A 21,702-nucleotide genomic window follows, 5' to 3' on the forward strand; every position below is an offset into this window, starting at 1 on the left:
GTTATGCCATCGCGGATACCAGCGCCGCAGCCCCGGGACCGCGGAGTGTTCCGAGGGCTTCGAGGTAGGTATCGACGAACGCGGGCTGGTCGGCCAGATCGAGGAAGAGGTCACGTTGTTGGAGGAAAGCGAGGGGATCTGTCCGTGTGCGTGCCGCTGCTTCCATCACCTGCTCTTTGAGCCGGTCGACGACGTCGATGGGGGTCCCGGTCTCGTCGACGCCTTCGGCGTAGCGGGTCCAGGTGGCGATGATCGCCGCCCCGTAGCGGACGCTTCGTCCGGCCTCCAGGTTCTCCCGGATGACCGGGACCAGCCACTTCGGGATGCGGTCGGAACTCTCAGCACACAGGCGGGGGACGGTGTCGCGGACGGCCGCGTTGGAGAAACGCGAGATGAGCTGGCGCCGGTAGCCGTCGAGGTCGACGCCGGGCACGGGCCGCAGGGTCGGGGTGGCCTCCTGCTCCATGTAGGCGAGGAGGTAGCGGGCGAAGGCGGGGTCCTGGCAGACGTCGTGGACGAGCCGGTATCCGGCGAGGTAGCCGGGGTAGCAGAGTGCCTGGTGGCTGGCGTTGAGCAGCCGGAGCTTCATGAGCTCGTAGGGTTCGACGTCGTCCACGAGCTGCACGCCGGCGTCCTCCCAGGCGGGGCGGCCCTGCGCGAAGTGGTCCTCGAGGACCCACTGTTCGAAGTCCTCGCACACCACGGGCCAGCCGTCCTCGACGCCGAACTCTTTTACAACCTGGGCTCGGTCCTGGTCCGTCGTCGCGGGCGTGATCCTATCCACCATGGAGTTCGGGAAGGTGACGTTGTCCGCAACCCATTGAGCAAGGTCCGTGTCGCGGCGTTTCGCGAAGGCGGTAAAGACAGCACGGGCCGTGTCGCCGTTGCCCTGGATGTTGTCACACGACATCACGGTCAGGCCGGGGAGTCCGCGCCGGCGGCGTCGCGCCAAGGCCTCGGTGACGAGGCCGAAGACCGATGCTGGTACGGCGCCCGGGGCGAGGTCGGCGCGCAGGGCTGGATGATCGGCGTCAACCTCTCCAGTGACGGGGTCGATGCAGTAGCCGCCCTCGGTGATGGTCATGGAAACGATGCGGACACCGGGAGCTGCAATGGCTTCGATAACGACCTCCGGGTCCTCGGGCGCGAAGAGGTAGTCGACGATCGAGCCGATCACGCGAGCGTTCTGCGTGCCGTCAGCGGCTTTCTCGACGAGCGTGTAGAGGCCGTTCTGGCTGTCCATCACCTGTTTCATGGCTACGTCGTGGGGGAGGACACCGACGCCGAGGATCGCCCAGTCGTGGGCCTGTCCTTGGGACATGAGTCGATCCAGGTACATGGCCTGGTGGGCGCGGTGGAACCCTCCGACGCCGAAGTGCACGATGCCTACCTTGAGCCCCGAGCGATCATAGGTTGGCACCGGCAGTTGAGGAGGGAGGAAAGACAGTGTTGCGGCTGAGAGCTGGGTCATGGCGCGCCTTTGCGTGGTAGTCGGTTGTGGCCAGTGGTGTGGCTGGGTGGATCAGGTGAACTGCCAATCGGACAGGTCGAGGATGCGGTCCGTCTGGTGCCGGGAGGCGGCAACAAGCTCGGCGTTCGGCTCGTCCACGCGGCGCACCCATTCCTCTGCGGCCGCGGGGTCTTTACCGAACAGGATGTGCCGGTCAATGAGCCGTCGACGGCGAACGTCCGGATCGACGTCGAGAAACCAGACTTGGTCGAGTTGTTGCCGTGCCTCCCGCCAGCCGGGTGCGTCGAGGAGCAGGTAATTGCCTTCTGTAATCAGCAGGGATGTTGAGGGCGCAATGGGCAAAGCATTGGCTAGTGGTTGCTCCAGCCGGCGCTCGAAGGTTGGTGCGTAGACGACATGGTCGGGCCTGTCCCTGAGGCGGGACAGGAGGGCCGCGTAGCCGTGAGCATCGAACGTCTCCGGCGCACCCTTGCGCTCCAGCAGCCCGAGTCGGATGAGCGCCTGATCAGCGAGATGGAAGCCATCCATGGGCACCTGCGAGAAGGCCTTCGGACTCAACGCCTGAAGTGCGGCTGTGACGGTCGACTTGCCCGCACCGGGCGCACCGACGATGCCCAGCAAGGTGCGGCCGGCACTGGATTGGGGAAGCAGGCGTTGGAGCTCCCCGGTGTTCCTGACCCGCATCACAGGAGTTGTGGTGCCTTTGGCTGCAGAAGGAGCTTTTGCAGTCGGTGTCATGCCAGCAACGTCCACGGAACGCCCTCGACGGCTGCTACCTCGGACAGGAATGGTGGGTTGGCACCGGCTCGTGAGCAAGTGATTGCTGCTGCTGTCGCCGCGAAGGCCAGGAGTTGCTGCACGGTTACGTGATCGAGGGTTGCGATCCGTGCTCGGTCGTCAGCCCCGAGCACACCGCACCACCGTAATCCGGCTAGGAGCGCGGCCATGAAGGAGTCTCCGGCCCCGACGGTGTCGACTAGATCAACGGGTGTGGCTTCTTCACTCACCTGCACTGACGCGGTGGCTGCCAGGGACCCCTGCCCGCCACGCGTGACGACCACGAGGGCGGCCCCAAGGGCCAACCACGTATCCATCACCTCCGTCAGATCTGATCCCGGGTACAGCCAGGTGAGGTCCTCGTCGCTGGCCTTCACAATGTCGCTGAGGGCCACGAAACGTTCCACCGCCTGACGTGCCTCATCGCGGTCCGGTGTCACGGTGGGCCTGCAGTTGGGGTCGAAACTGATGGTGCTGGTGTTCCGGACCTGTTCGAGGAGGTCCAGGACGTCGTGGCAACCAGGGGCCAAACCAGTTGCTATTGAGCCCGTGTGGAAGTGCGTTGCTGCCATGGAGCGTGCAGCGTCAACCGACTCGGTGATGTTCCAGGAGATGTCGAAGGAGTAGGTAGCGGCCCCGTCGGTGCCGATGCGCGCACTGGCGGTGCTGGTGCGCGCACCCCCGGCGTTGATTACATCGACCCCGTTGGCCATGAGGTGACGCTCGATGGCCTGACCGTGTCGGTCGTTACCGAACGCGGTGATCAGGGTGGTGGGGATGCCGAGTCGGGTCGTCCCCACGGCCACGTTCATGGGGCTTCCGCCGGGATGTTCGTCCGTGGCCCGTCGGGTGTCATCGTGGACGACGTCGACGAGGGATTCGCCGATGACCACGATGCGGGGCACCTCCGGGTTCCGTTCCATCAGCGGCCGGGGTAGACAATGGCCTTGAGCTGGCCGGGCTGCTTGCCTGCCTGGAGGGCAGCTTCTGCCTCGGACAGGCCGAAGCGTCCGGTGACCAGCACGTCGAGGTCCACTTTTCCGTCCGCGACAAGTTGGATCCCCAGCGGCCACGTGTTGGCGTACCGGAAGACGCCGGAGAGCCAGATCTCCCGGTTCTGGATGAAGGAGACGGGAAGTTCGACGTCGTCCGCGCCAAGGCCGACGAGGATCACCCGTCCTGCCGGGCGAACGGCGAGGATGCCGGAGCGGACTGCCTGCGGCGCACCAGAGGCGTCGATGAAAGCATCGACGTCGAGCCCGTCCGAACTGTCGGAGCGGGCGTCGAGTGCGTGGGTGGCCCCGTGCTCCAGTGCGAACGTGAGGCGATCGGGGGAGATATCGCTGATATAGACCTCTGAGGCGCCGAAAGCCTGGGCGGTCTGCGCGGCGATGATCCCGATGGGCCCGGCGCCGGCAATCAGGACGCGGCTACCCGGACCGATCTCGGCGCGCTGGCAGGCCCAGATGCCCACCGAGAGCGGTTCGATGAGGGCCGCGGCTTCGTCGCTGACGCTGTCGGGAATGGGGAAGGCGAAGTCCGCTTGGATGGCGACGTATTCGGTGAACGCACCGTCGATCGGCGGGGTGGCGTAGAACTCGATGCTCGGGCAGAGGTTGTAGCGGCCGTGCTTGCACTGGTCGCAGATCCGGCAGGGGCGCTGGGGTTCGACGGCGACCCGCTGGCCGACCCGCGACGGGTCGACGCTCGCGCCGACGGCGACGATGCGTCCGGAGAGTTCGTGGCCGAGGATCAGGGGGTGATCGACGACGTACGGGCCGATCCGGCCGTGCTCGTAGTAGTGGACGTCGCTGCCGCAGACGCCGACGGCGGCGACCTGCACGAGGACCTGGTCCTCATCGACAGTGGGTACCGCAAGGGTTTCGAGGGCGACGTCGCCCTGCTTCTTGAGGAGGGACGCGCGCATGGTCGTGGGGACCTCGACGGCTGTGTGTTCGACTGTTGCAGTCATGGCTGGATCCTTTCGGAGAAGGTTGGTTCTACTTCACGGCGCCGAGTGACAGGCCCTGGACGAGCTTGTCCTGGGCGGCGAAGCCGGCGATGAGGACGGGAAGGGAGATGACCACGGCCGCGGTGCAGACCTTGGCGAGGAACAGGCCCTGGCTGGAGACGAAGCTGGTGAGGAACACCGGCGCCGTCCCGGCGACGACGCCGGTCAGGACCCGCGCCAGCAGGAGCTCGTTCCAGCTGAAGATGAAGCAGATCAGCGCCGTCGCCGCGATGCCGGGCATCGCGACGGGGGCGACGACCTTGCGCAGGGTCAGGATGAGGCCGGCGCCGTCGATCTGGGCTGCCTCCAGCATCTCGGCGGGCACTTCGGCGAGGAAGGACCGCATCATCCACACCGCGATCGGCAGGTTCATCGACGTATAGAGGAGGATCAAGAACCAGATGTTGTCCAGTGTCCCGGCGTTGCGTGCGAAGAGGAACAGGGGCAGCAGTGCGGCGACGATCGGCAGCATCTTCGTGGAGAGGAAGAAGAACATGACGTCCGTCCACTTCTCAACAGGCTTGATGGACAGTGCATACGCGGCAGGGATGGCCAGGGCCAGCACCAGGATGGTGGAGATGATCGAGGCGGTCGCCGAGTTGATCAGCGGCGGCCACGGGTCCAGCCCGGACGCACCGCCGAAGAAGTTCCGGTAGGAATCAAGCGTCAGCTCGGCCGCGATGGACGGCGGGTTGGTAGCGGCGTCGTTCTCAGAGTGGAAGGACGTTAGAACCATCCAGAACACGGGGATGGCGAAGATGAGCGCGGCGGCCCATGCGGCGAGGCCGGCGATGGTGCTGTTGCGTGTCGGGTCAAGGCGCGACTTCCCTTTCCGGCCCAGGAAGCGGGGGCCGGCGTTCTGCTTGTGGGGAGCCGGGGTGAGGGTAGTCATCGGGCTTCCTCCTTCTGGAAGAGTGTGAAGACGGAGCGCAGGGCGAAGGTGGCGATGATGATGGTGCCGATCACCACGACGACGCCTGTGGCCGAGGCCAGCCCGTAATCATTGGCCGTGTAAAACGTCTGGTAGATGGAGAACGGCAGGTTCGCCGTCCCGAGTCCTCCGGAAGTGAGCGTGAAAACGGCGTCGAAGTTCTGGACGATGTAAATGGTTCCGAGCAGGCCGCCCAACTCCAGGTACTGACGCAGGTGCGGCAGGGTCAGATAGCGGAAGATCTGCCACCGGGACGCGCCGTCGATTTGCGCGGCCTCGATGACGTCCATGGGACGCGACTGCAGTCCGGCGAGCAGGATCAGCATCATGAACGGCGTCCACTGCCAGATCAGGGAGGCCTCAACGGCGAACAGGGGTGCCTGGGACAGGAGCTCGGGCTGCGGCGGATTGTCGCTGCCGAACAGGGACCAGACCCAGGTGAGCGTGCCATTGACAAGTCCGTAGGACGGGTTCAGCAGTGCATGCTTCCAGATCAGGGCCGCGGCGACCGGCACGATGAGGAAGGGTGCGATGAGCATGGTGCGGACGATCCCTCGACCGATAAATTTCTTGTCCAGCAGCAGGGCCAGACCGAGCCCGAGGAGCAAGCTGACCAGCACCACCGTGACGGTGAGGACGATCGTGGTGATGATCGACGCGCGCAAATCGGTATCAGTCAGGACGCTGATGTAGTTGTCGAAGCCGGCGAAGCTCGTGTCATTGGGCCGGAGGCTGTTCCAGTTCATGAACGAGATGACCAGCGTCGCGATGAACGGCAGTTGAGTGACGACGATCAGGAAGATCAGTGCCGGTAGCAGTGGGGCGCGGCGGGCCCACCGGGTAGCACGGGCACGTGCGTTGGCTTTCGGATCCGATGTGGAGGGACGACGAGATGAACGTTGACGCTGCGGGGTTGCGGTAGCTGAACTCATGGGGGTCTCCTGCCGAACGGTGTCCGTTGCCGTGGGTGAAGCTGGGCAACGGACACCGTCCGTGCGGTAGGTATGGCTACTTGTAGTTTTCGCCGATGGCTTCGGCGGTCTCCTGCCCCTTGGCCAGGGCTTCCTCGACCGTCTGCTGTCCGGCAATCACGGCGCTGATGTCCTGCGACACCGTTGTCCCGAGGTCGGCGAACTCCGGGATACCGGCGAACTGGATGCCGATGTAGGGGCGCTCCTGCAGGCCCGGGTTCTTCGGGTCAGCGTTCTCGATCGCGAAGCGCTCCGCCTCGTAGAACGGCGCCGACGCCTGGTACTCCGGGTTCTCGTACGTGGAGATGCGCTTGCCCGAGGGGACCTTCGCCCAGCCAAGTTCCTCGGCGACGAGCTCCTCATACTCCTGCGAGCTGGCCCAGGAGATGAACTCCCAGGCTGCGTCCTGCTTCTGGGATGCGGCCTGGATGCCCCACGACCAGGTCCAGAGCCAGCCCGAGGACTCGGTCTCCTTCACCGGGGCGGCCGCGTAGCCGATCTTGCCCGCGACGGGCGAGCCTTCGGCCTCGAGGCTGCCGGCGGCGGAGGTCGCGTCGTACCACATGGCCGTCTGGCTCTGGGTCATATTGTTCAGGCATTCGGTGAAGCCGGCCTGGGCTGCTCCGGCCTCGCCATGGTTCTTCACCAGATCGGTGTAGAACGTGACGGCTTCGGTGAACTCGGGGGAGTCGACCTGCGCGTTCCAGTCCTTGTCGAACCAGGTCCCGCCGAAGGTGTTGACCACGGTGGTCAGCGGGGCGAAGACCTGGCCCCAGCCCGGCTGGCCGCGCAGGCAAATGCCTTTCATGTCCTCCTTGGCCTCGTCCACCTGCGCGGCGAGCTCCGCCACCTGGTCCCAGGTGGGGTTCTCCGGCATGGTGAGGCCGAGCTCCTGGAACACGTCGGTGCGGTACATGAGGAAGGAGGATTCACCGTAGAACGGCTCACCGTAGAGCTTGCCGTCCTCTCCCGTGAGGGACTCGGTGTAGGCCGGGAGGATGTCGTCCTGGTTGAACTCCGTGTCTTCCGCGACGAACTCGTCGAGGGGGGCGAGCCACCCGTTGGCGGAGTAGAACGGGATCTCGTAGTTGGACAGGGACGCGACGTCGTACTGTCCGGCCTGGGCGGAGAACTCCTGGCTGATGTTCGCCCGGACGTCGTTCTCCGGGAGCGAGGTGAAGTTCACGGTGATACCCGACTCCGCGGTGAAGTTGTCCGCGGTCAACCGCTGCAGGTCCTCCATCTGCGGGTTGTTGACCATGAGGACGTTGATGCTCTGGGCTTCACCGGAGGCGTCTCCGCCGCCTCCTCCGCCGCCTGCACCGGAGCAGGCAGTGAGGGTCAGGGCAAGGCAGGCCAGTCCGGCGGTGAGGGTGGCTTGTGCAGGTGGGATTCGCATAAGGACTCCTTTGTTCTTACTGATCAAGGGCGCGCCGGATCGACGCAGGTGCATCCGGGTTGAGTGGGAGGGGTATAGCCGGTCGAACCGGGTACCTGCTCCTGTCCTACAAAGATAGGGGTGTGACATAGTGCACAACTAGCGCTGCAGTTGCCTTCGACTGATACTTATTTTCCGCAGCTTGTAGACATCGAACGCAGGGGCCCTGCTATTCGGGGCCTAGCGGGCGGTGTCGGTAGATAACCTCTACGTAGGAGGAGGAGCGTGGTGGCCCAAAAAATATCGGATGCGGCTGTTCGTCTTGCTGAGCGCCTGACCGGACTTCACGCGAACCGTGAAGTGATTCCCCACGACCCCAAGCACTCCATTCGGTGGCACGAACACGACTATCCAAGCCCGATTGCGCGGTGGAACTACCACCCCGAGTACGAGATACACCTCATTCGCAAGGGCACGGGCCGCTTCATCGTCGGCGACTACCTCGGCACGTTCGAAGCAGGGCAGGTCACTCTCATCGGTTCAGGCCTCCCACATGACTGGGTCAGCGACCTCGAGCTTGGAGAGGTGATCGAGAAGCGCGATGCCGTCCTTCAGTTCGACGGCGAATGGTTGCTTCGGTGCGCTGAGCTCATGCCCGAGCTCCTGGAGGTCGAAGAGGTTCTGCAGCAATCAGCACGAGGGATCCACTTCACCGGGGCAACGGCGCTCAAGGCCGCTGATGCTATCGAGGCGGTAGGAAACGCCACCGGGATGGAACGCCTGCATCATGTGCTGAGAGTCCTCACGATCTTCGCGAGGTCACCCGAGGCCGATCGACAGTTCCTTGCCCGTGACTGGTTCGAACCCCAACTCGACGGTGAAGCAGCTGCGGTGGTCGACATCGCCCTCGAGTACATCTTCGCGAACCACTCAGGGATGGTGCGGATGGCAGAGGTAGCGGAGTTGGTAGGCATGACCGAGCCCACCTTCTCCAAATACTTCCGAAGGTCCACGGGCCAGAACTTCAGCGACATGGTGCGAAAGCTTCGCCTCGCCCACGCGTGTCGTCTGCTGGACCAGACGGACATCGCGGTCTCGTCTATCTGTTACGAGGTCGGGTTCTCGAACCTGTCCAACTTCAACCGGCACTTCCAGACAGAAATGGGCATGACTCCTCGCGCCTACCGCGCACGAGAAACCTGAGACCAGTTTGAAGAGGTCATCCCAACCATCGACGCTAGCGTGCGCGCCGCACTTGCCCTGAGGGCCGGTGAACGCTTCAGCTCAGAGGCACGCACTCCACCGGAACGAACGTGCTAACAGGTCCTCTATGTTGGATCTGATGAGCCGCAATCACCGACGACCCTTCAGTCTCGGACCTATCCAGGTCGACAACTGGGTGGTCTCGCGTATGCCTGACGTCGACAGCATCGCGGTGACTGACAGAACGCGTAACCGGTGGTGATCTCTACCGATTGACGCACCGCGGTTTTCGGAAGTCAGCTCAGCCTGGTCAACCCTTTCCGCAGTCGGAGGGCAGCATTGCGTCGGCATTCGGAGGGGAGCGAGGTTCTCGTCGGGACCGTGGTGATGTCACGTGGGGTAGAGGTTGCGAAGGAGGGCGAGGAGGGCTTGATGTCCTGCAGGTGGCTCACCCTTGTTCCATGCGGCATAGACCGGAACGGTTGGGGCGTCTCTGACCGGACGGTACACCAGGCCCGGGCGACGGTACTGGTGAGCTGTTGATTCCGCAGTCACACCCAATGTTTGACCACTGCCGATGACGGTGAGCCAGTCATCGACGTCGTCCGTCTCGATGATTGTTGCCGGCCGGTTATCGTCGGGCCAGAGGTTCAGCTGTGTGCTCCCCGTTCGTCGGTCCATGGCCAGGGGCCAGGTCGCAATCTGCGCGAGGGTGACGCTGCGTTTGCCAGCCAGCGGGTGGCCGGCGGCCATCGCGCAGAAGCGTTTCTCCTCACCGATGACGAACACCTCGAGCATGTGGGTAGCTGGAAGTCGGCGCAGGATCGCCAGGTCACTGGTTCCCTCATACAGTCCTGCGGTGGGTGTGTTCGTCCTGTTCAGGCGCAATTGGCTGTGGGGAAAGGCTGCGGCCCATTCGCGTTGGAACTCAGGGGTGTACTTGCCTAACGCTGACCAGGCGTACCCAATTCGGAAAGTCTCATGACCGGACACTGCTGCGTAACGGACGTCCTCCACAGCGGAGAGGGCACGGCGTGCGTGCCGAATGACCCGCTCTCCAGCGGCGGTAAGTTCCACGCTCCGGGTGGTGCGGTGCAGAAGCCGCATCCCCAGGGCGCGTTCAAGGGCTGCCACGTTGCGGGACACGGCCGCCTGAGAAATACCGAGCTCAATTGCAGCGTCGGTGAAACTACCGGCATCGATGACGCCGGTCAGAGACCGTAGGTGGCGCAATTCCACATCCATGCCCCCAGTGTATTAATGCGCGGAATGCATAAGTGATCGGTTGTCTGCATTGTGAGACAGCATCAGGTGCAGGGCACACTCCGACCATGGCTAGAGCAGCACGCGTCAGCAGGGGCCGGAGCGCCGGCGTCGTCATCTCCATCATCAGTGCGTCCTCGAACCAGCTGGGCGCAGCCAGTGGGTCGCTGGCCTTCCCGGTCATCGGACCTGTCGGAGTGGTCGCCGTCCGCCAGCTCGTGGCCGCCGCTGTCCTCCTGCCGCTTGTCCGCCCCAGGGTCCGCTCAATGACTCGAGCTCAGTGGTGGCCGGTCCTGCTGCTGGCTTTGGTGTTTGGAATCATGAACTTGACCTTGTATGCGGCGGTGGAGCGCGTGGGGCTCGGACTCGCAGTCACTCTGGAGTTTCTTGGTCCCCTTGCTGTTGCCCTGCTCAGTTCCCGTACCAGAATCAGCGCGGTCTGCGCCGCCATTGCTGGAACCGGTGTCGTAGCTATAGCCCGCCCTGAACCGACCACGGATTATCTCGGGATGGGCCTCGGCATAGTCGCAGCCTGCAGCTGGGCCGCGTACATCCTGCTCAATAGGACCATCGGAGCCCGCATACCGGGAGTCCAGGGCACTGCGACGGCAACGGGGGTCTCCGCAGTACTGTTCCTGCCGATCGCCGTCCTGATCTTCATCACCAAGCAACCGGATACTTCTACACTGCTGTGTGCGGTAGCCGCGGGGGTACTTGCTTCCGTCGTGCCGTTCGTTGCTGACCTGCTGGCACTCCGTCGGGTTCCGGCCGGTCTCTTCGGGATTCTGATGAGCTTAAACCCTGTCCTGGCGGCGCTGGTCGGCGTTGCTTTTCTCCACGAGGCACTCGGAGCGCTCGAATGGGCGGGTATCGCCTTGATCGTCACCGCCAACGCGGTAGCGCTGCTCTATTCTCGGAACCGCTTCGCCTCAAAGCGACGGCATGCAGGCGCGTCGGCTCTTCCACAGGTGGACGGCTTTGAGCTTTCTCCTTCGGGCTCCACCCGCTCACAGGTGGATGACCCGTCAGGTCCGGAACCGTCAAACTCATGAGCACGTCCACCTGCGGCGTGGACCGCCGAGCTGCACCAGTACAGCCCGCAGGAACTCAACGCGATCGCCCTCAAAAACGCGACTAAACCCAGAGACATCAGCGCCGATACAGGCCGGTAGACCTCGCTGACTCCGTGACGCGGCTCTACTTACCGGAGTCGGTCAGTTCTTGAGTAGCTTCATGGTCTGGTGTGAGTCGACGCGGAATACCGCAGGAAGTGCTGTGAGCTTTTGCATCTGGAACTGCTCGTACTCGTCGATGTCGCTCACGACGATGCGCAAGAAGTAGTCCGGATTGCCGAACACCTTCCGCGCTTCAACCACCTCATCGAAAGCCACTACCGCTCGCTCGAACTCGGCAATCGTCTGCGTGTCGGTGCTCCTGACCTCGACCGCGGCGGTTACTTCGAGACGACGCCCCAGTTTTCCCTGGTCAACGATCGCCCGGTAGCCGACAACCACTCCATCGGCCTCCAAGCGGCGTACCCGACGTAGGCAAGGAGCAGGAGTCAGCCCAACCCGTCGGGCTAACTCAAGGTTGCTGACACGACCATCTAGTTGCAGCTGCTCAAGAATTGCGTAGTCAAGCAGATCAAGTTCCCTCATGTTGCCTACTATGCCCTTCTGTAGCGAATACCAGCAACCATAGTTCGCTCGATTTTTCCTACGATTGCTGTGCGAACGAAGCAGCAACAAGCCGCAATGAGACGAGTGCCCCAAGCATCCCCGGGGAAGCCTTCACTGGCGTCCGGATCGCGCTTCCCGCCGGTATCGCCATGTTTCCTCTGGGGGCGGCGCTGGGCGTGCTTATCTCACAATCCACCCTGCCCTGGTGGACGGCTCCGCTGTTCACCAGCGTGATCTTCGCTGGTTCGCTCGAGTTCCTGCTCGTCGGCATGGTGATCGCAGCTGCACCGCTCACGTCGGTAGCGCTGACGGCGCTACTTGTGAACTTCCGGCATGTCTTCTACGCGCTCTCGTTTCCCCTCGGGCAGATACGCTCCCGCAGCCTCCGAGTGTTGAGCACTTACATCCTCTGCGATGAGGCGTGGGCGCTAACCGCCCAGCCCGAAGCGCGTCAGTGGAGCGGCGCGCGCATCCTCGGCATTCAGGCCGTGTTCTACCTGAACTGGGTGGTCAGCGCCACGATCGGGGTACTCGCCGGTTCCCTCATACCTCTCGGCGTGGTGGGGCTGGACTTCGCGATTACTGCGTTCTTCCTCGTGCTGGGTATCGACGCCTACCGTGTGCGCCGTGCAGTGCCGATTCCGCTGGTAGCCCTTGCCTGTGCTCTGTTCTTCCTGATCTTCGCTGGTGACGCGATGATCCTGCCCGCGATGGGGACATTCGTCAGCCTGCTCGTTGTCTCCCACATGTGGAAGGGCCGGAAGTGGCGCCGTGGATGACACTCAATACCTGCTGGCCGTGACACTCGTGGCCGCTATGGTGACGTGGGCCCTACGCGCACTCCCGTTCGCGGTCCTTGCGCCCTTGCGCAGCAGCGAACTCCTGCCCTACATTGCCGAACGCATCCCGGTCGGCGTGATGGTGATTCTCACTGTCTACACGCTCCGGCACGTCAGCGTCATTGACCCGGCAAGCTGTGTTCCCGCCATGCTCGGGGTGCTGGTCACGTCAGTGTTCCATCTTCGGAAGTCGAACATGCTGTTGAGCATCGCAGGCGGCACCGCCAGTTACGTGCTACTAACTTCTACCGTCTTCGGCGCAGGCTGATGCTCCGCCGCAGATCCCGCCAAGATGCTCCGTAAGGACCGCCCATAGAACAGCGCGCGGGTTTCACCCGGAGATGGGCAGGTTGTGTTGAGGTGCAAAATCCCCTGCCAAACACCCCAACGTCAGTCGCCGATAATTGACCTTATGTCCACGAATGTCGGGACGGACTGTGAGGCAAGCGGTTCACCCAGAGATGGACCCCTTGGGGTTCTGACCTTCGGGCTCCACCCGCTTATGGGTGAATGGCCCGTTGACTGAAAAGGGGTTCACCTCTGGTCGACGTCCTGCGCGTCTTATCGCCACGTCCGACCTACCAGGACTCTGCAGTACCGCCGTTCAGGGCAGGCCCGGTCGTGGCGCAGAATGCGCTGCACACCCGAGCTGAAGCCGAAGGCTCTGGCGCACAGTGCAGCACGCCATCGTCGGGACCGTCCGATAGCTCAGTCTCCGCGTTGCCGGATGGTGAATTCGGCCATGCCCGGGGCGGTGAACGTGATTCACCCGTATTCCGGCGAGTAAATGATGCTTTCTGAATGAGTTGCGTTGCTGAGGGGCCTGGAGTGGTCCCTGCGACGCCGAAGCGTTCGGCGACCTTGCTCGTCCTCAAGTCGGGGTCGCCAGCGGCAGTCCGGATGCTCAGATAGTTCCGTTCCCTGCGTGTTCCTCCTCCCCGCCGGGCGGTTGAGAAGTGGCGTCGAGTCGGCTCCGCCCCAGGGGGCGGCAACCTGGGCGTCCTCCGTATCCGCCGGCTTCCACCGTGGTGAGGCCGCACCCTTCGGCAGCTTCTGCACCCGAAAACACGTCGCGTCTCGGCGTTGCCCTCGAACGCTGCCAGGAGTATGTTAGGACAAACTTCAAGGAGGAAGCATGCCGCTTGTACGCATAGACATCAACCAGGGACGATCCGGGGATCAGGTCCGCCAGATCAGCGACGCGATCCATGCCGCCATCCTGGCCGAGTACCGGATACCCGAACGCGACCTGTTCCACATCCTCACGCAGCACGGCGAAGGCGAGATCCGGGCGCAGGACGCAGGACTCGGCTTCGAACGCACCGACGACGTCGTGATGATCCAGATCTTCACGCAGGGCGGACGCACGCAGGAGGCCAAGAGCGCCCTGTTCGCCCGTATCGCAGCCGCCCTCGAAGAGATCGGCGTCGAGGGCGTGAACGTCTTCATCGGCTACGTCGAGAACGGCCCCGGTGACTGGTCCTTCGGCTTCGGGCGGAGCCAGTACATGAACGGGGAACTCGTCGTCCCCAAGCGATGAAGAGGCATTCCCGCTCATCCTCAAATGTTCGGACAAACCCCAGGCGCAGTGATCCACCAGGCGCATCGAGCACGGAACTGAAAGGTCAGGGTCGATGGAGACTCACGAAGTACTGACGATGGGGCGCATCAGCGTCGACATCTACCCGAACGACATCGGCGTGGACCTGGAGGACGTCACGTCCTTCGGCAAGTACCTGGGCGGCTCGCCCACGAACGTCGCCGTTGCCGCTGCAACCCACGGTCGAAGGACCGCCGTCATCACGCGCACCGGGCCCGACCCCTTCGGCACCTACCTTCATCAGCAGCTGGACCGTTTCGGGGTGGACGACCGCTACGTGAGCGCCGTCGAGAACCTCCCGACACCCGTCACCTTCTGCGCCATCAAGCCGCCGCATGACTTCCCGCTGTACTTCTACCGCACCCCGACCGCACCGGATCTGCAGATCTCGGCCGAGGAGGTCCCGGTGACCGCCGTGCACGACGCCAGGATCTACTGGTCGACCGTCACGGGACTCTCGCAGGAGCCGAGCCGAAGCGCTCATATCGCCGCCTTCGAAGCACGCCCCGTCACGGGCCTGCAGGACGGACAGCACACGATCCTCGACCTCGATTACCGCCCCATGTTCTGGGACTCGGAGGAGAAAGCGCGTGAGCAGGTCAAGGGCATCCTCCGCCATGTCACCATCGCCATCGGGAACGATCAGGAATGCGCGGTCGCCGTCGGCGAAGGAACCCCCGATGAACAGGCCGACCGTCTTCTGGCCGCCGGCGTCAGGATCGCCGTCGTCAAGCTCGGACCCGAGGGAGTGATGGCGAAGACGGTCACGGAACGCGTCGTCTCCGCTCCCGTTCCCGTCGAGACCCTCAACGGGTTGGGTGCGGGGGACTCCTTCGGAGGCGCTTTCTGCCACGGACTGCTCGCAGGCTGGCCATTGCAGCAGATCCTCGACTTCGCCAACGCGGCCGGCGCCATCGTCGCTTCCCGCCTGTCATGCGCAGACGCCATGCCCACATCAACGGAGGTGTTCGCCCTGCTGGCCGAGCGCGGCCGTGCTCTCCCTGAAGAGGTCTCCCTGTGAACACTTTCGATGCCCCCAACCCGGCACGCTACGAGCACCTCACCGCGATACGGCTCGAGGACCCCCAGGCCATCGCCCGGGCCGCGGCTACGCGCAAGCCGCACCCGGGCCTGACCGCGGGAGCGCAGAACTTCATCGTCGCCGCCGACCATCCCGCCCGCGGGGCACTGTCGGTGCGCGGCAATGCCACCGCGATGGGGGACCGCAGGGAACTCCTCGACAGGCTCCTGATCGCGCTGGCGAATCCTGCGGTGGACGGCATCCTGGCCTCCCCCGACGTCCTCGATGATCTGCTGCTCCTGGGAGCGCTGGACGGCAAGCTCGTCTTCGGTTCGATGAACCGCGGCGGGCTGGCCGGGCTGGTCAACGAGATCGACGACCGGTTCACCGGGCACACCGCCCCGGCACTCAAGGCCCTCGGTGCCACCGGCGGGAAGATGCTGACCCGCATCTGCCTGGGCGACCCGGCGACCGCCTCCGTCCTCGAGGCGACGGCACGGGCCATCGACAGCCTCGCCGAGCACCAGCTCATCGCCATGGTCGAGCCCTTCCTCTCGGTGTGGGACGAGGGCCGTGTCCGCAACGACCTCAGTGCTGACGCAGTCATCAAGTCCGTCGTCATCGCCGAGGCCCTCGGTGGCAGCAGCGCCTACACGTGGATGAAGCTGCCCGTCGTGGACGACATGGAGCGGGTGATGGCGTCGACGACCCTCCCGACCGTGCTGCTGGGCGGCGACCCGACAGGCGCCCCCGACGACATCTTCGCCACCTGGCAGGCGGCCCTGCGTCTGCCGGGCGTTCAGGGGTTGACCGTCGGCCGCACCCTGCTCTACCCGCAGGACGGAAACGTCGAGGCGGCCGTCCGGACCGCCGCGTCACTCCTGGCCAGGCCGGTCGCCGCGCACGGGTCGGCGGGTGTCAGCTGATGCGAACGCGCAGGATGAGTGTGGCCCAGGCCGTCGTCGAGTTCCTCAGTCGCCAGTACACGGTCGACCGGGTCGGTGTAGAGGAATACCGTGAGCGACTGATTCCTGGCATGTTCGGGATCTTCGGGCATGGGAACGTCGCCGGCGTCGGGCAGGCCCTGAAGCAGGCCCAGGCGGCAGACCCGTCGATAATGCCTTACTACCAGGGCCGCAACGAGCAGGCGCAGGTCCACCAGGCCGTCGGCTACGCCCGCCACACGCGGCGCCGCGCCACGTTCGCGGTCAGTGCCTCGGTGGGCCCGGGGTCGACGAACATGCTCACGGGAGCCGCATTGGCGACAACGAACCGGCTGCCGGCATTGCTGCTGCCCAGCGATATCTTCGCGACCCGGGCCGCCGACCCGGTCCTGCAGCAGCTCGAACGCCCCGAGGCCTACGACATCTCGGTCAATGACGCCTTCCGGCCGCTGTCGAAGTACTTCGACCGCGTCTCCCGTCCCGAACAGCTGTACTCCGCCCTGCTCAACGGGCTTCGGGTCCTCACCGATCCTGCCGAAACGGGAGCGGTCACGATCGCCCTGCCGCAGGACGTGCAGGCCGAGAGCATCGATGTGCCGGTCGAATTCCTCGAGGAGCGTGAGTGGCGGATCCGCCGTCCCGAGCCCGAGGAGGAGGACATCCGACGCGCTGCGTCCGCCATCGCCGCTGCGAAGCGTCCGCTCATCATCGCCGGTGGGGGAGTGCTGTACTCCTTCGCCGCCGAGGAACTGCGCGCTTTCGCCGAGGCCACGGGCATCCCCGTCGGGTACACCCAGGCGGGCGTCGGTTCCCTCCCGTGGGATCACGCCCTGTGCCTGGGCGCTATCGGCTCCACGGGAACGACGGCGGCCAACGCCCTGGCCGCCCAGGCGGACCTGATCATCGGGATCGGCACGCGCTACGAGGACTTCACCACCGCCTCCCGTACCGCGTTCCAGAATCCGTCGGTCCGGTTCATCAACGTCAACATCGCGGCCATCGATGCCTACAAGCACGGAACCGCCCTGCCGATCGTCGCCGATGCCCGCAAAACGCTGATCAGGCTGACACAGGCCCTGGGTGGGCACCGGGTGGGCAGTGACCTCCTCGCCCAGGTCACGGCGGAGAAGAAGCGGTGGGACCGGACCGTCGATGCAGCGTTCGACGAACGCCACACACCCCGGCCGTCGCAGAACGAGATCATCGGTGCAACCAACCGGGCGATGGACGCTTCCGACGTCGTCGTCTGCGCCGCGGGTTCCCTTCCCGGGGACCTCCACAAGATGTGGCGCATCCAGGACACCCACGGCTATCACGTCGAGTACGCGTTCTCCTGCATGGGCTACGAGATCGCGGGCGGCCTGGGCGTGAAGCGAGCGACCCTCGCCGAGCGAGCGGCCGGCGGAGCGCAGCGGGACGTCGTCGTCATGGTCGGGGACGGCTCCTACCTGATGATGCACACCGAATTGGTGACGGCAGTCGCCGAGCGCATCAAACTCATCGTGGTGCTCATCCAGAACCACGGGTACGCCTCGATCGGATCGCTGTCCGAGTCCCTGGGCTCGCAGCGTTACGGGACCCAGTACCGCTACCTGGACAACGACCAGCACAGCTTCGACGAGGGCGAACGGCTACCCATCGATCTTGCGACGAATGCAGAGAGCCTGGGCGTCACGGTCTTCCGGGTTCAGCCCGGCGAAACCGTGATCGCCGATCTCGGGGACGCGGTGCGCCGGGCGAAGGCTGCTCCCGAGGACGGCGGCCCCGTACTCGTCTACGTCGAGTCGGATCCGCTGCTGGATGCCCCGTCGTCGGAGTCGTGGTGGGACGTTCCGGTCACTGCTGTCTCCGACCTGGACTCGACGCGGACCGCTTTCATCACCTATTCACACCACAAGGACCGTCAGCGACCGCTGCTCGGCTGAAACGAGGAAACACCATGAACACCATCAACCACTTCATCGACGGCGCCGAAACGGCCGGTTCCGGCGACCGCACCCAGTCCGTGTACAACCCGGCAACGGGAGCGGTCAGCGGCGAGCTACGGTTGGCCAACCGCGACGACCTGGAAGCCGCCGTAGCAGCGGCCCGTACTGCGGCTGATACCTGGGGTGACATCTCCCTGGCGAAGCGCACCGCAGTGCTGTTCAAGTTCCGCGAACTCGTCTCCTCCCATATTGACGAGCTGGCCCGGCTGATCACCGCCGAGCACGGCAAGGTCCTCTCCGACGCCAAGGGTGAGATCGGCCGCGGGCTCGAGGTCGTCGAGTTCGCGTGCGGCATCCCGCAGCTGCTCAAAGGTGACTATTCGGATCAGGTTTCCACCGGGATCGATGTGTTCTCCTTCCGGGAACCCCTCGGCGTTGTCGCAGGCATCACGCCCTTCAACTTCCCGGTCATGGTGCCCCTGTGGATGGCACCCATGGCCATCGCCACCGGTAACGCGTTCATCCTCAAGCCCTCCGAGCGAGACCCTTCTGCGTCCATGCTCCTGACCCGCCTATGGAAGGACGCGGGCCTGCCCGACGGCGTCTTCCAGGTCCTGCACGGGGACAAGGAAACCGTCACCGGGCTGCTGACGCACCCCGATGTGGACGGCATCTCCTTCGTCGGCTCCACGCCGATCGCGAAGTACGTTCACGAAACCGCGACCGCGCACGGCAAGCGGGTCCAGGCCCTGGGCGGGGCGAAGAACCACGCCATCGTGATGCCCGACGCCGACCTCGACAACGCTGCCGATCATCTGGCTGCAGCTGCTTTCGGTTCCGCCGGCGAACGATGCATGGCGATCTCGGTCGCCGTCGCCGTCGGCGATGCCGCCGACCTGCTGGTGAAGAACGTCGAAGAGCGCGCCCTGGCGGTGACGGTCGGCAACGGCACCGCCCCAGAATCGGAGATGGGCCCGGTCATCACGCCCGCCTCCAGGGACCGGATCAAGACGATCGTCACAGAAGCAGAAGCAGCGGGCGCGGCCATGGTGGTCGACGGACGCGACCTCGTCATCCCCGGTCACGAGGAAGGCTTCTGGGTCGGACCCACAGTGATCGACCATGTCCGGACCGAGATGACCGCCTACACCGAGGAGATCTTCGGACCCGTCCTCGTCGTGGTTCGGGTGGACAGCCTGGAAGACGGCATCAAGCTCATCAACGCCAACCCCTACGGCAACGGCACCGCCATCTTCACCTCATCCGGCGCCCACGCGCGTACCTTCCAGCGGTCCGTGACCGTCGGCATGATCGGTATCAACGTGCCGTTGCCCGTACCCGTTGCCTACCACTCCTTCGGCGGTTGGAAGGCCTCGCTCTTCGGTGACAAGCACATCTATGGACCTGAAGGGGTCTCGTTCTACACCCGCGGCAAGGTCATCACCTCGCGCTGGCCCGAGCCATCTGCAGCCTCCGGCGCTTCATTCAACTTCCCCTCCCACGCCGACGACCACACGGTGCGTCAGGACGGGATCGTGGAAGAACTCCCTGACCAGGTGGGGCAAGGCGACGAGGCAGTTCCGGGCCGGGCAGACGACGGCACCACGGGGCGGAGCCAGCGTGACTGACCCCATACTGCCGAGCCGAATCACTGATGCATCAGACCAGAAAGAAAGCAGTGCCGTTATGACTGACGTGGAGAACAAGATCATCATCGGTACGGCCCCCGACTCGTGGGGGGTCTGGTTCCCCGACGACCCGCAGCAGACACCGTGGCAGCGATTCCTGGACGAGGTCGTCGAAGCCGGCTATTCCTGCATCGAACTGGGCCCCTACGGGTACCTGCCCACCGACCCGATCCGCCTCGCTGACGAACTCCGGCAGCGCGACCTGACCATCTCCGCCGGGACGGTCTTCACCGGGTTCCATCGAGGACTCGATCAGTGGGACACGGCGTGGAAACCGGCCCGTGACGTGGCGGAACTGACCGCCGCGATGGGCGGCAGGCACATCGTCGTCATCCCCGCGATGTGGCGCGACGACGTCACCGGCGAACCGGTCGAATCGGGCACACTCGACGACCGGCAGTGGAGTGACCTCTTCGAGGGCCACAACCGTCTGGGGAAGGTCCTCCTGGAGGACTTCGGGCTGCACCAGCAGTTCCACTCCCATGCCGACTCCCACGTCGGCGCGCAGCACGACATCGAGAAGCTGCTCGCGAACACCGACCCCGCACTGCTGAACCTGTGCCTGGACACCGGCCATGCCGAATACTGCGGCGCCTCCAGCCTGAAACTCATCCAGGAACACCCCGACCGGATCGGGTACCTGCACCTCAAGCAGATCAACCCGGACATCCTGGCGAAGGTCAATGCGGAGAACATGACCTGGGCGGCGGCGAACCTCGCCGGCGTCATGACCGAGCCCCCTCGTGGGCTGCCGGACCTGCGCGCCGTGATCGAAGCGGTCGAGGCGCTGGACCGGCCCGTCTTCGGCATCGTCGAGCAGGACATGTACCCGGTCGCCTTCGACGTGCCGCTCCCGGTGGCCACGAGGACGCGCGACTACCTCCTCTCCTGCGGCTCCCGTACCCGCGTCCGCTGACCCCCAGAACAGAAAGCAGACCTCATCATGACCACCACACTTGGGATAGCAGTGATCGGTGCCGGGCGCATGGGCGCGGACCACATCGACCGCATCCACCGGCACATCACCGGTGCCCGCGTCGCCGCCGTCGTCGACGTCGACCTTGCACGCGCGGAGGCAGCAGTCGCAGGCATCGACGGCGCCATCGCCCTCACCAGTGCCGACGAGGCCCTGGACCACCCGAACGTCGACGCCGTCCTCATCGCCACCCCGGGCTTCCTCCACGAGGAGATCCTGCTCAAGGCCATCGCCTTGGATCTGCCGATCCTGTGCGAGAAGCCGCTCACCCCGGATGCCGAGTCGTCCTGGCGCATCATCGAGGCCGAAGTGGAGCTGGGCCACCCACGCATCCAGGTCGGTTTCATGCGCCGCTTCGACGCGCAGTACCAGCATCTCGGTGACCTCGTGCGCTCCGGCGAGCTGGGGGAGTTGCTGATGCTGCACTGTGCGCACCGCAACCCGCAGACCAATGCCGGTTTCACGAACGAGATGATCATCAACGATTCCGTCGTCCATGAGTTCGATGCCATCCGGTTCCTGACCGGGGAGGAGATCACCTCCGTGCAGGTGCGGATGGGCAAGGCGACGAGGAACGCCCCCGAGGGCCAGCACGACCCCCAGCACGTCCTCCTCGAGACGGAGTCCGGTGTCCTCGCGGATGTCGAGATCTTCGTCAACGCGAAGTTCGGGTACCAGGTCACCACGCAGGCGTCCTTCGAGGACGGCATCGTCGACATCGGCGGCGACACCGGAGCGTACGTCCGCAGCGCCGGCAGGTGGGGCGGCGCGGTCACCCCCGGCTTCGAGGAGCGCTTCGGTGCGGCCTACGACGTCGAGGTGCAGGCCTGGGTCGACGCGGCGATCACCGGTGGTCTGGGCGGGCCCTCCGCCTGGGACGGCTACGCCACGGCCGCGTGCTGCGAGGCCGGCGTCGAGGCGCAGCGGACCGGCGGCCGCGCGACCGTGAAGCTGGAGCAGAAGCCCGGCATCTACAGCTGACGTGGCGGCGGTCCCGGGCACCGCGTCCCGGGACCGCGTGC

General features: G+C 64.9%; 19 protein-coding genes and 1 pseudogene. 11 read left to right on the forward strand and 9 right to left on the reverse strand.

Going from position 1 to position 21,702, the window contains the following annotated elements:
• Nucleotide 1: 1 nt before the first annotated feature.
• From ACX80K_RS13840 to ACX80K_RS13870, 7 genes are all read right to left on the reverse strand, one after another.
• Nucleotides 2-1,471 carry a mannitol dehydrogenase family protein gene (locus ACX80K_RS13840; protein ID WP_459272470.1) on the reverse strand — a complete coding sequence of 490 codons (1,470 nt, stop codon included), beginning with the start codon at nucleotides 1,469-1,471 and terminating at the stop codon, nucleotides 2-4.
• A gap of 51 nt (nucleotides 1,472-1,522) precedes the next feature.
• Nucleotides 1,523-2,209, reverse strand: a complete 687-nt coding sequence (locus ACX80K_RS13845; RefSeq protein WP_459272471.1) for a nucleoside/nucleotide kinase family protein — start codon at nucleotides 2,207-2,209, stop codon at nucleotides 1,523-1,525.
• Nucleotides 2,206-3,171 carry a carbohydrate kinase family protein gene (locus ACX80K_RS13850; protein WP_459272472.1) on the reverse strand — a complete coding sequence of 322 codons (966 nt, stop codon included), beginning with the start codon at nucleotides 3,169-3,171 and terminating at the stop codon, nucleotides 2,206-2,208. The genes ACX80K_RS13845 and ACX80K_RS13850 overlap by 4 nt, the downstream gene beginning before the upstream one ends.
• Nucleotides 3,171-4,220, reverse strand: a complete 1,050-nt coding sequence (locus ACX80K_RS13855; RefSeq protein ID WP_459272473.1) for an NAD(P)-dependent alcohol dehydrogenase — start codon at nucleotides 4,218-4,220, stop codon at nucleotides 3,171-3,173. Before ACX80K_RS13855 ends, ACX80K_RS13850 begins: the two co-directional genes overlap by 1 nt.
• Nucleotides 4,221-4,248: 28 nt before the next feature.
• Nucleotides 4,249-5,151, reverse strand: a complete 903-nt coding sequence (locus ACX80K_RS13860; protein ID WP_459272474.1) for a carbohydrate ABC transporter permease — start codon at nucleotides 5,149-5,151, stop codon at nucleotides 4,249-4,251.
• On the reverse strand, nucleotides 5,148-6,122 hold the full coding sequence (locus ACX80K_RS13865; RefSeq protein WP_459272475.1) for a carbohydrate ABC transporter permease: 975 nt from the start codon (nucleotides 6,120-6,122) through the stop codon (nucleotides 5,148-5,150). Before ACX80K_RS13865 ends, ACX80K_RS13860 begins: the two co-directional genes overlap by 4 nt.
• A 76-nt stretch (nucleotides 6,123-6,198) precedes the next feature.
• On the reverse strand, nucleotides 6,199-7,560 hold the full coding sequence (locus ACX80K_RS13870) for an ABC transporter substrate-binding protein (RefSeq protein ID WP_459272476.1): 1,362 nt from the start codon (nucleotides 7,558-7,560) through the stop codon (nucleotides 6,199-6,201).
• Nucleotides 7,561-7,824: 264 nt separating this feature from the next.
• Here ACX80K_RS13870 and ACX80K_RS13875 point away from each other — a divergent pair, with 264 nt between their 5' ends.
• Nucleotides 7,825-8,742, forward strand: coding sequence for a helix-turn-helix domain-containing protein (locus ACX80K_RS13875; RefSeq protein ID WP_459272477.1), 918 nt, complete (start codon nucleotides 7,825-7,827; stop codon nucleotides 8,740-8,742).
• A 390-nt stretch (nucleotides 8,743-9,132) separates the two neighbouring features.
• Here the strand turns inward: ACX80K_RS13875 and ACX80K_RS13880 are convergent, their stop codons facing one another.
• On the reverse strand, nucleotides 9,133-9,987 hold the full coding sequence (locus ACX80K_RS13880) for a LysR family transcriptional regulator (RefSeq protein WP_459272478.1): 855 nt from the start codon (nucleotides 9,985-9,987) through the stop codon (nucleotides 9,133-9,135).
• An 86-nt stretch (nucleotides 9,988-10,073) separates the two neighbouring features.
• Between ACX80K_RS13880 and ACX80K_RS13885 the strand changes: the two genes are divergently transcribed.
• Nucleotides 10,074-11,057, forward strand: a complete 984-nt coding sequence (locus ACX80K_RS13885) for an EamA family transporter (RefSeq protein WP_459272479.1) — start codon at nucleotides 10,074-10,076, stop codon at nucleotides 11,055-11,057.
• A 162-nt stretch (nucleotides 11,058-11,219) separates the two neighbouring features.
• Here the strand turns inward: ACX80K_RS13885 and ACX80K_RS13890 are convergent, their stop codons facing one another.
• Nucleotides 11,220-11,663, reverse strand: a complete 444-nt coding sequence (locus ACX80K_RS13890; RefSeq protein WP_459272480.1) for an Lrp/AsnC family transcriptional regulator — start codon at nucleotides 11,661-11,663, stop codon at nucleotides 11,220-11,222.
• Between ACX80K_RS13890 and ACX80K_RS13895 the strand changes: the two genes are divergently transcribed.
• From ACX80K_RS13895 to ACX80K_RS13935, 9 genes and pseudogenes are all read left to right on the forward strand, one after another.
• Nucleotides 11,633-12,463, forward strand: coding sequence for an AzlC family ABC transporter permease (locus tag ACX80K_RS13895; protein ID WP_459272481.1), 831 nt, complete (start codon nucleotides 11,633-11,635; stop codon nucleotides 12,461-12,463). The two genes, ACX80K_RS13890 and ACX80K_RS13895, sit on opposite strands and share 31 nt — an antisense overlap.
• Complete coding sequence (locus ACX80K_RS13900; protein ID WP_459272482.1) at nucleotides 12,456-12,791, forward strand: branched-chain amino acid transporter permease; 336 nt, start codon at nucleotides 12,456-12,458, stop codon at nucleotides 12,789-12,791. Before ACX80K_RS13895 ends, ACX80K_RS13900 begins: the two co-directional genes overlap by 8 nt.
• Before the next feature lie 867 nt (nucleotides 12,792-13,658).
• Complete coding sequence (locus ACX80K_RS13905; RefSeq protein WP_459272483.1) at nucleotides 13,659-14,063, forward strand: tautomerase family protein; 405 nt, start codon at nucleotides 13,659-13,661, stop codon at nucleotides 14,061-14,063.
• 94 nt (nucleotides 14,064-14,157) lie between these two features.
• Complete coding sequence (gene iolC / locus ACX80K_RS13910; protein ID WP_459272484.1) at nucleotides 14,158-15,144, forward strand: 5-dehydro-2-deoxygluconokinase; 987 nt, start codon at nucleotides 14,158-14,160, stop codon at nucleotides 15,142-15,144.
• Nucleotides 15,141-16,070 (forward strand): Cgl0159 family (beta/alpha)8-fold protein, encoded by a 930-nt coding sequence (locus tag ACX80K_RS13915; RefSeq protein ID WP_459272485.1) that lies wholly within the window; start codon nucleotides 15,141-15,143, stop codon nucleotides 16,068-16,070. Before iolC ends, ACX80K_RS13915 begins: the two co-directional genes overlap by 4 nt.
• 14 nt (nucleotides 16,071-16,084) lie before the next feature.
• Complete coding sequence (iolD, locus tag ACX80K_RS13920; protein WP_459272486.1) at nucleotides 16,085-18,013, forward strand: 3D-(3,5/4)-trihydroxycyclohexane-1,2-dione acylhydrolase (decyclizing); 1,929 nt, start codon at nucleotides 16,085-16,087, stop codon at nucleotides 18,011-18,013.
• A gap of 14 nt (nucleotides 18,014-18,027) precedes the next feature.
• Nucleotides 18,028-19,518 (forward strand): annotated as a pseudogene (locus ACX80K_RS13925) (CoA-acylating methylmalonate-semialdehyde dehydrogenase); the annotation flags it as partial.
• A 184-nt stretch (nucleotides 19,519-19,702) separates the two neighbouring features.
• Complete coding sequence (locus ACX80K_RS13930; RefSeq protein ID WP_459272487.1) at nucleotides 19,703-20,620, forward strand: sugar phosphate isomerase/epimerase family protein; 918 nt, start codon at nucleotides 19,703-19,705, stop codon at nucleotides 20,618-20,620.
• Between the two features lie 27 nt (nucleotides 20,621-20,647).
• The gene (locus tag ACX80K_RS13935; protein WP_459272489.1) at nucleotides 20,648-21,661 is read left to right on the forward strand and encodes a Gfo/Idh/MocA family protein; all 1,014 of its coding nucleotides are present in this window, start codon (nucleotides 20,648-20,650) and stop codon (nucleotides 21,659-21,661) included.
• The last annotated feature ends 41 nt before the right edge of the window (nucleotides 21,662-21,702 follow it).

The sequence above is a fragment of the Arthrobacter sorbitolis genome (assembly GCF_054510995.1).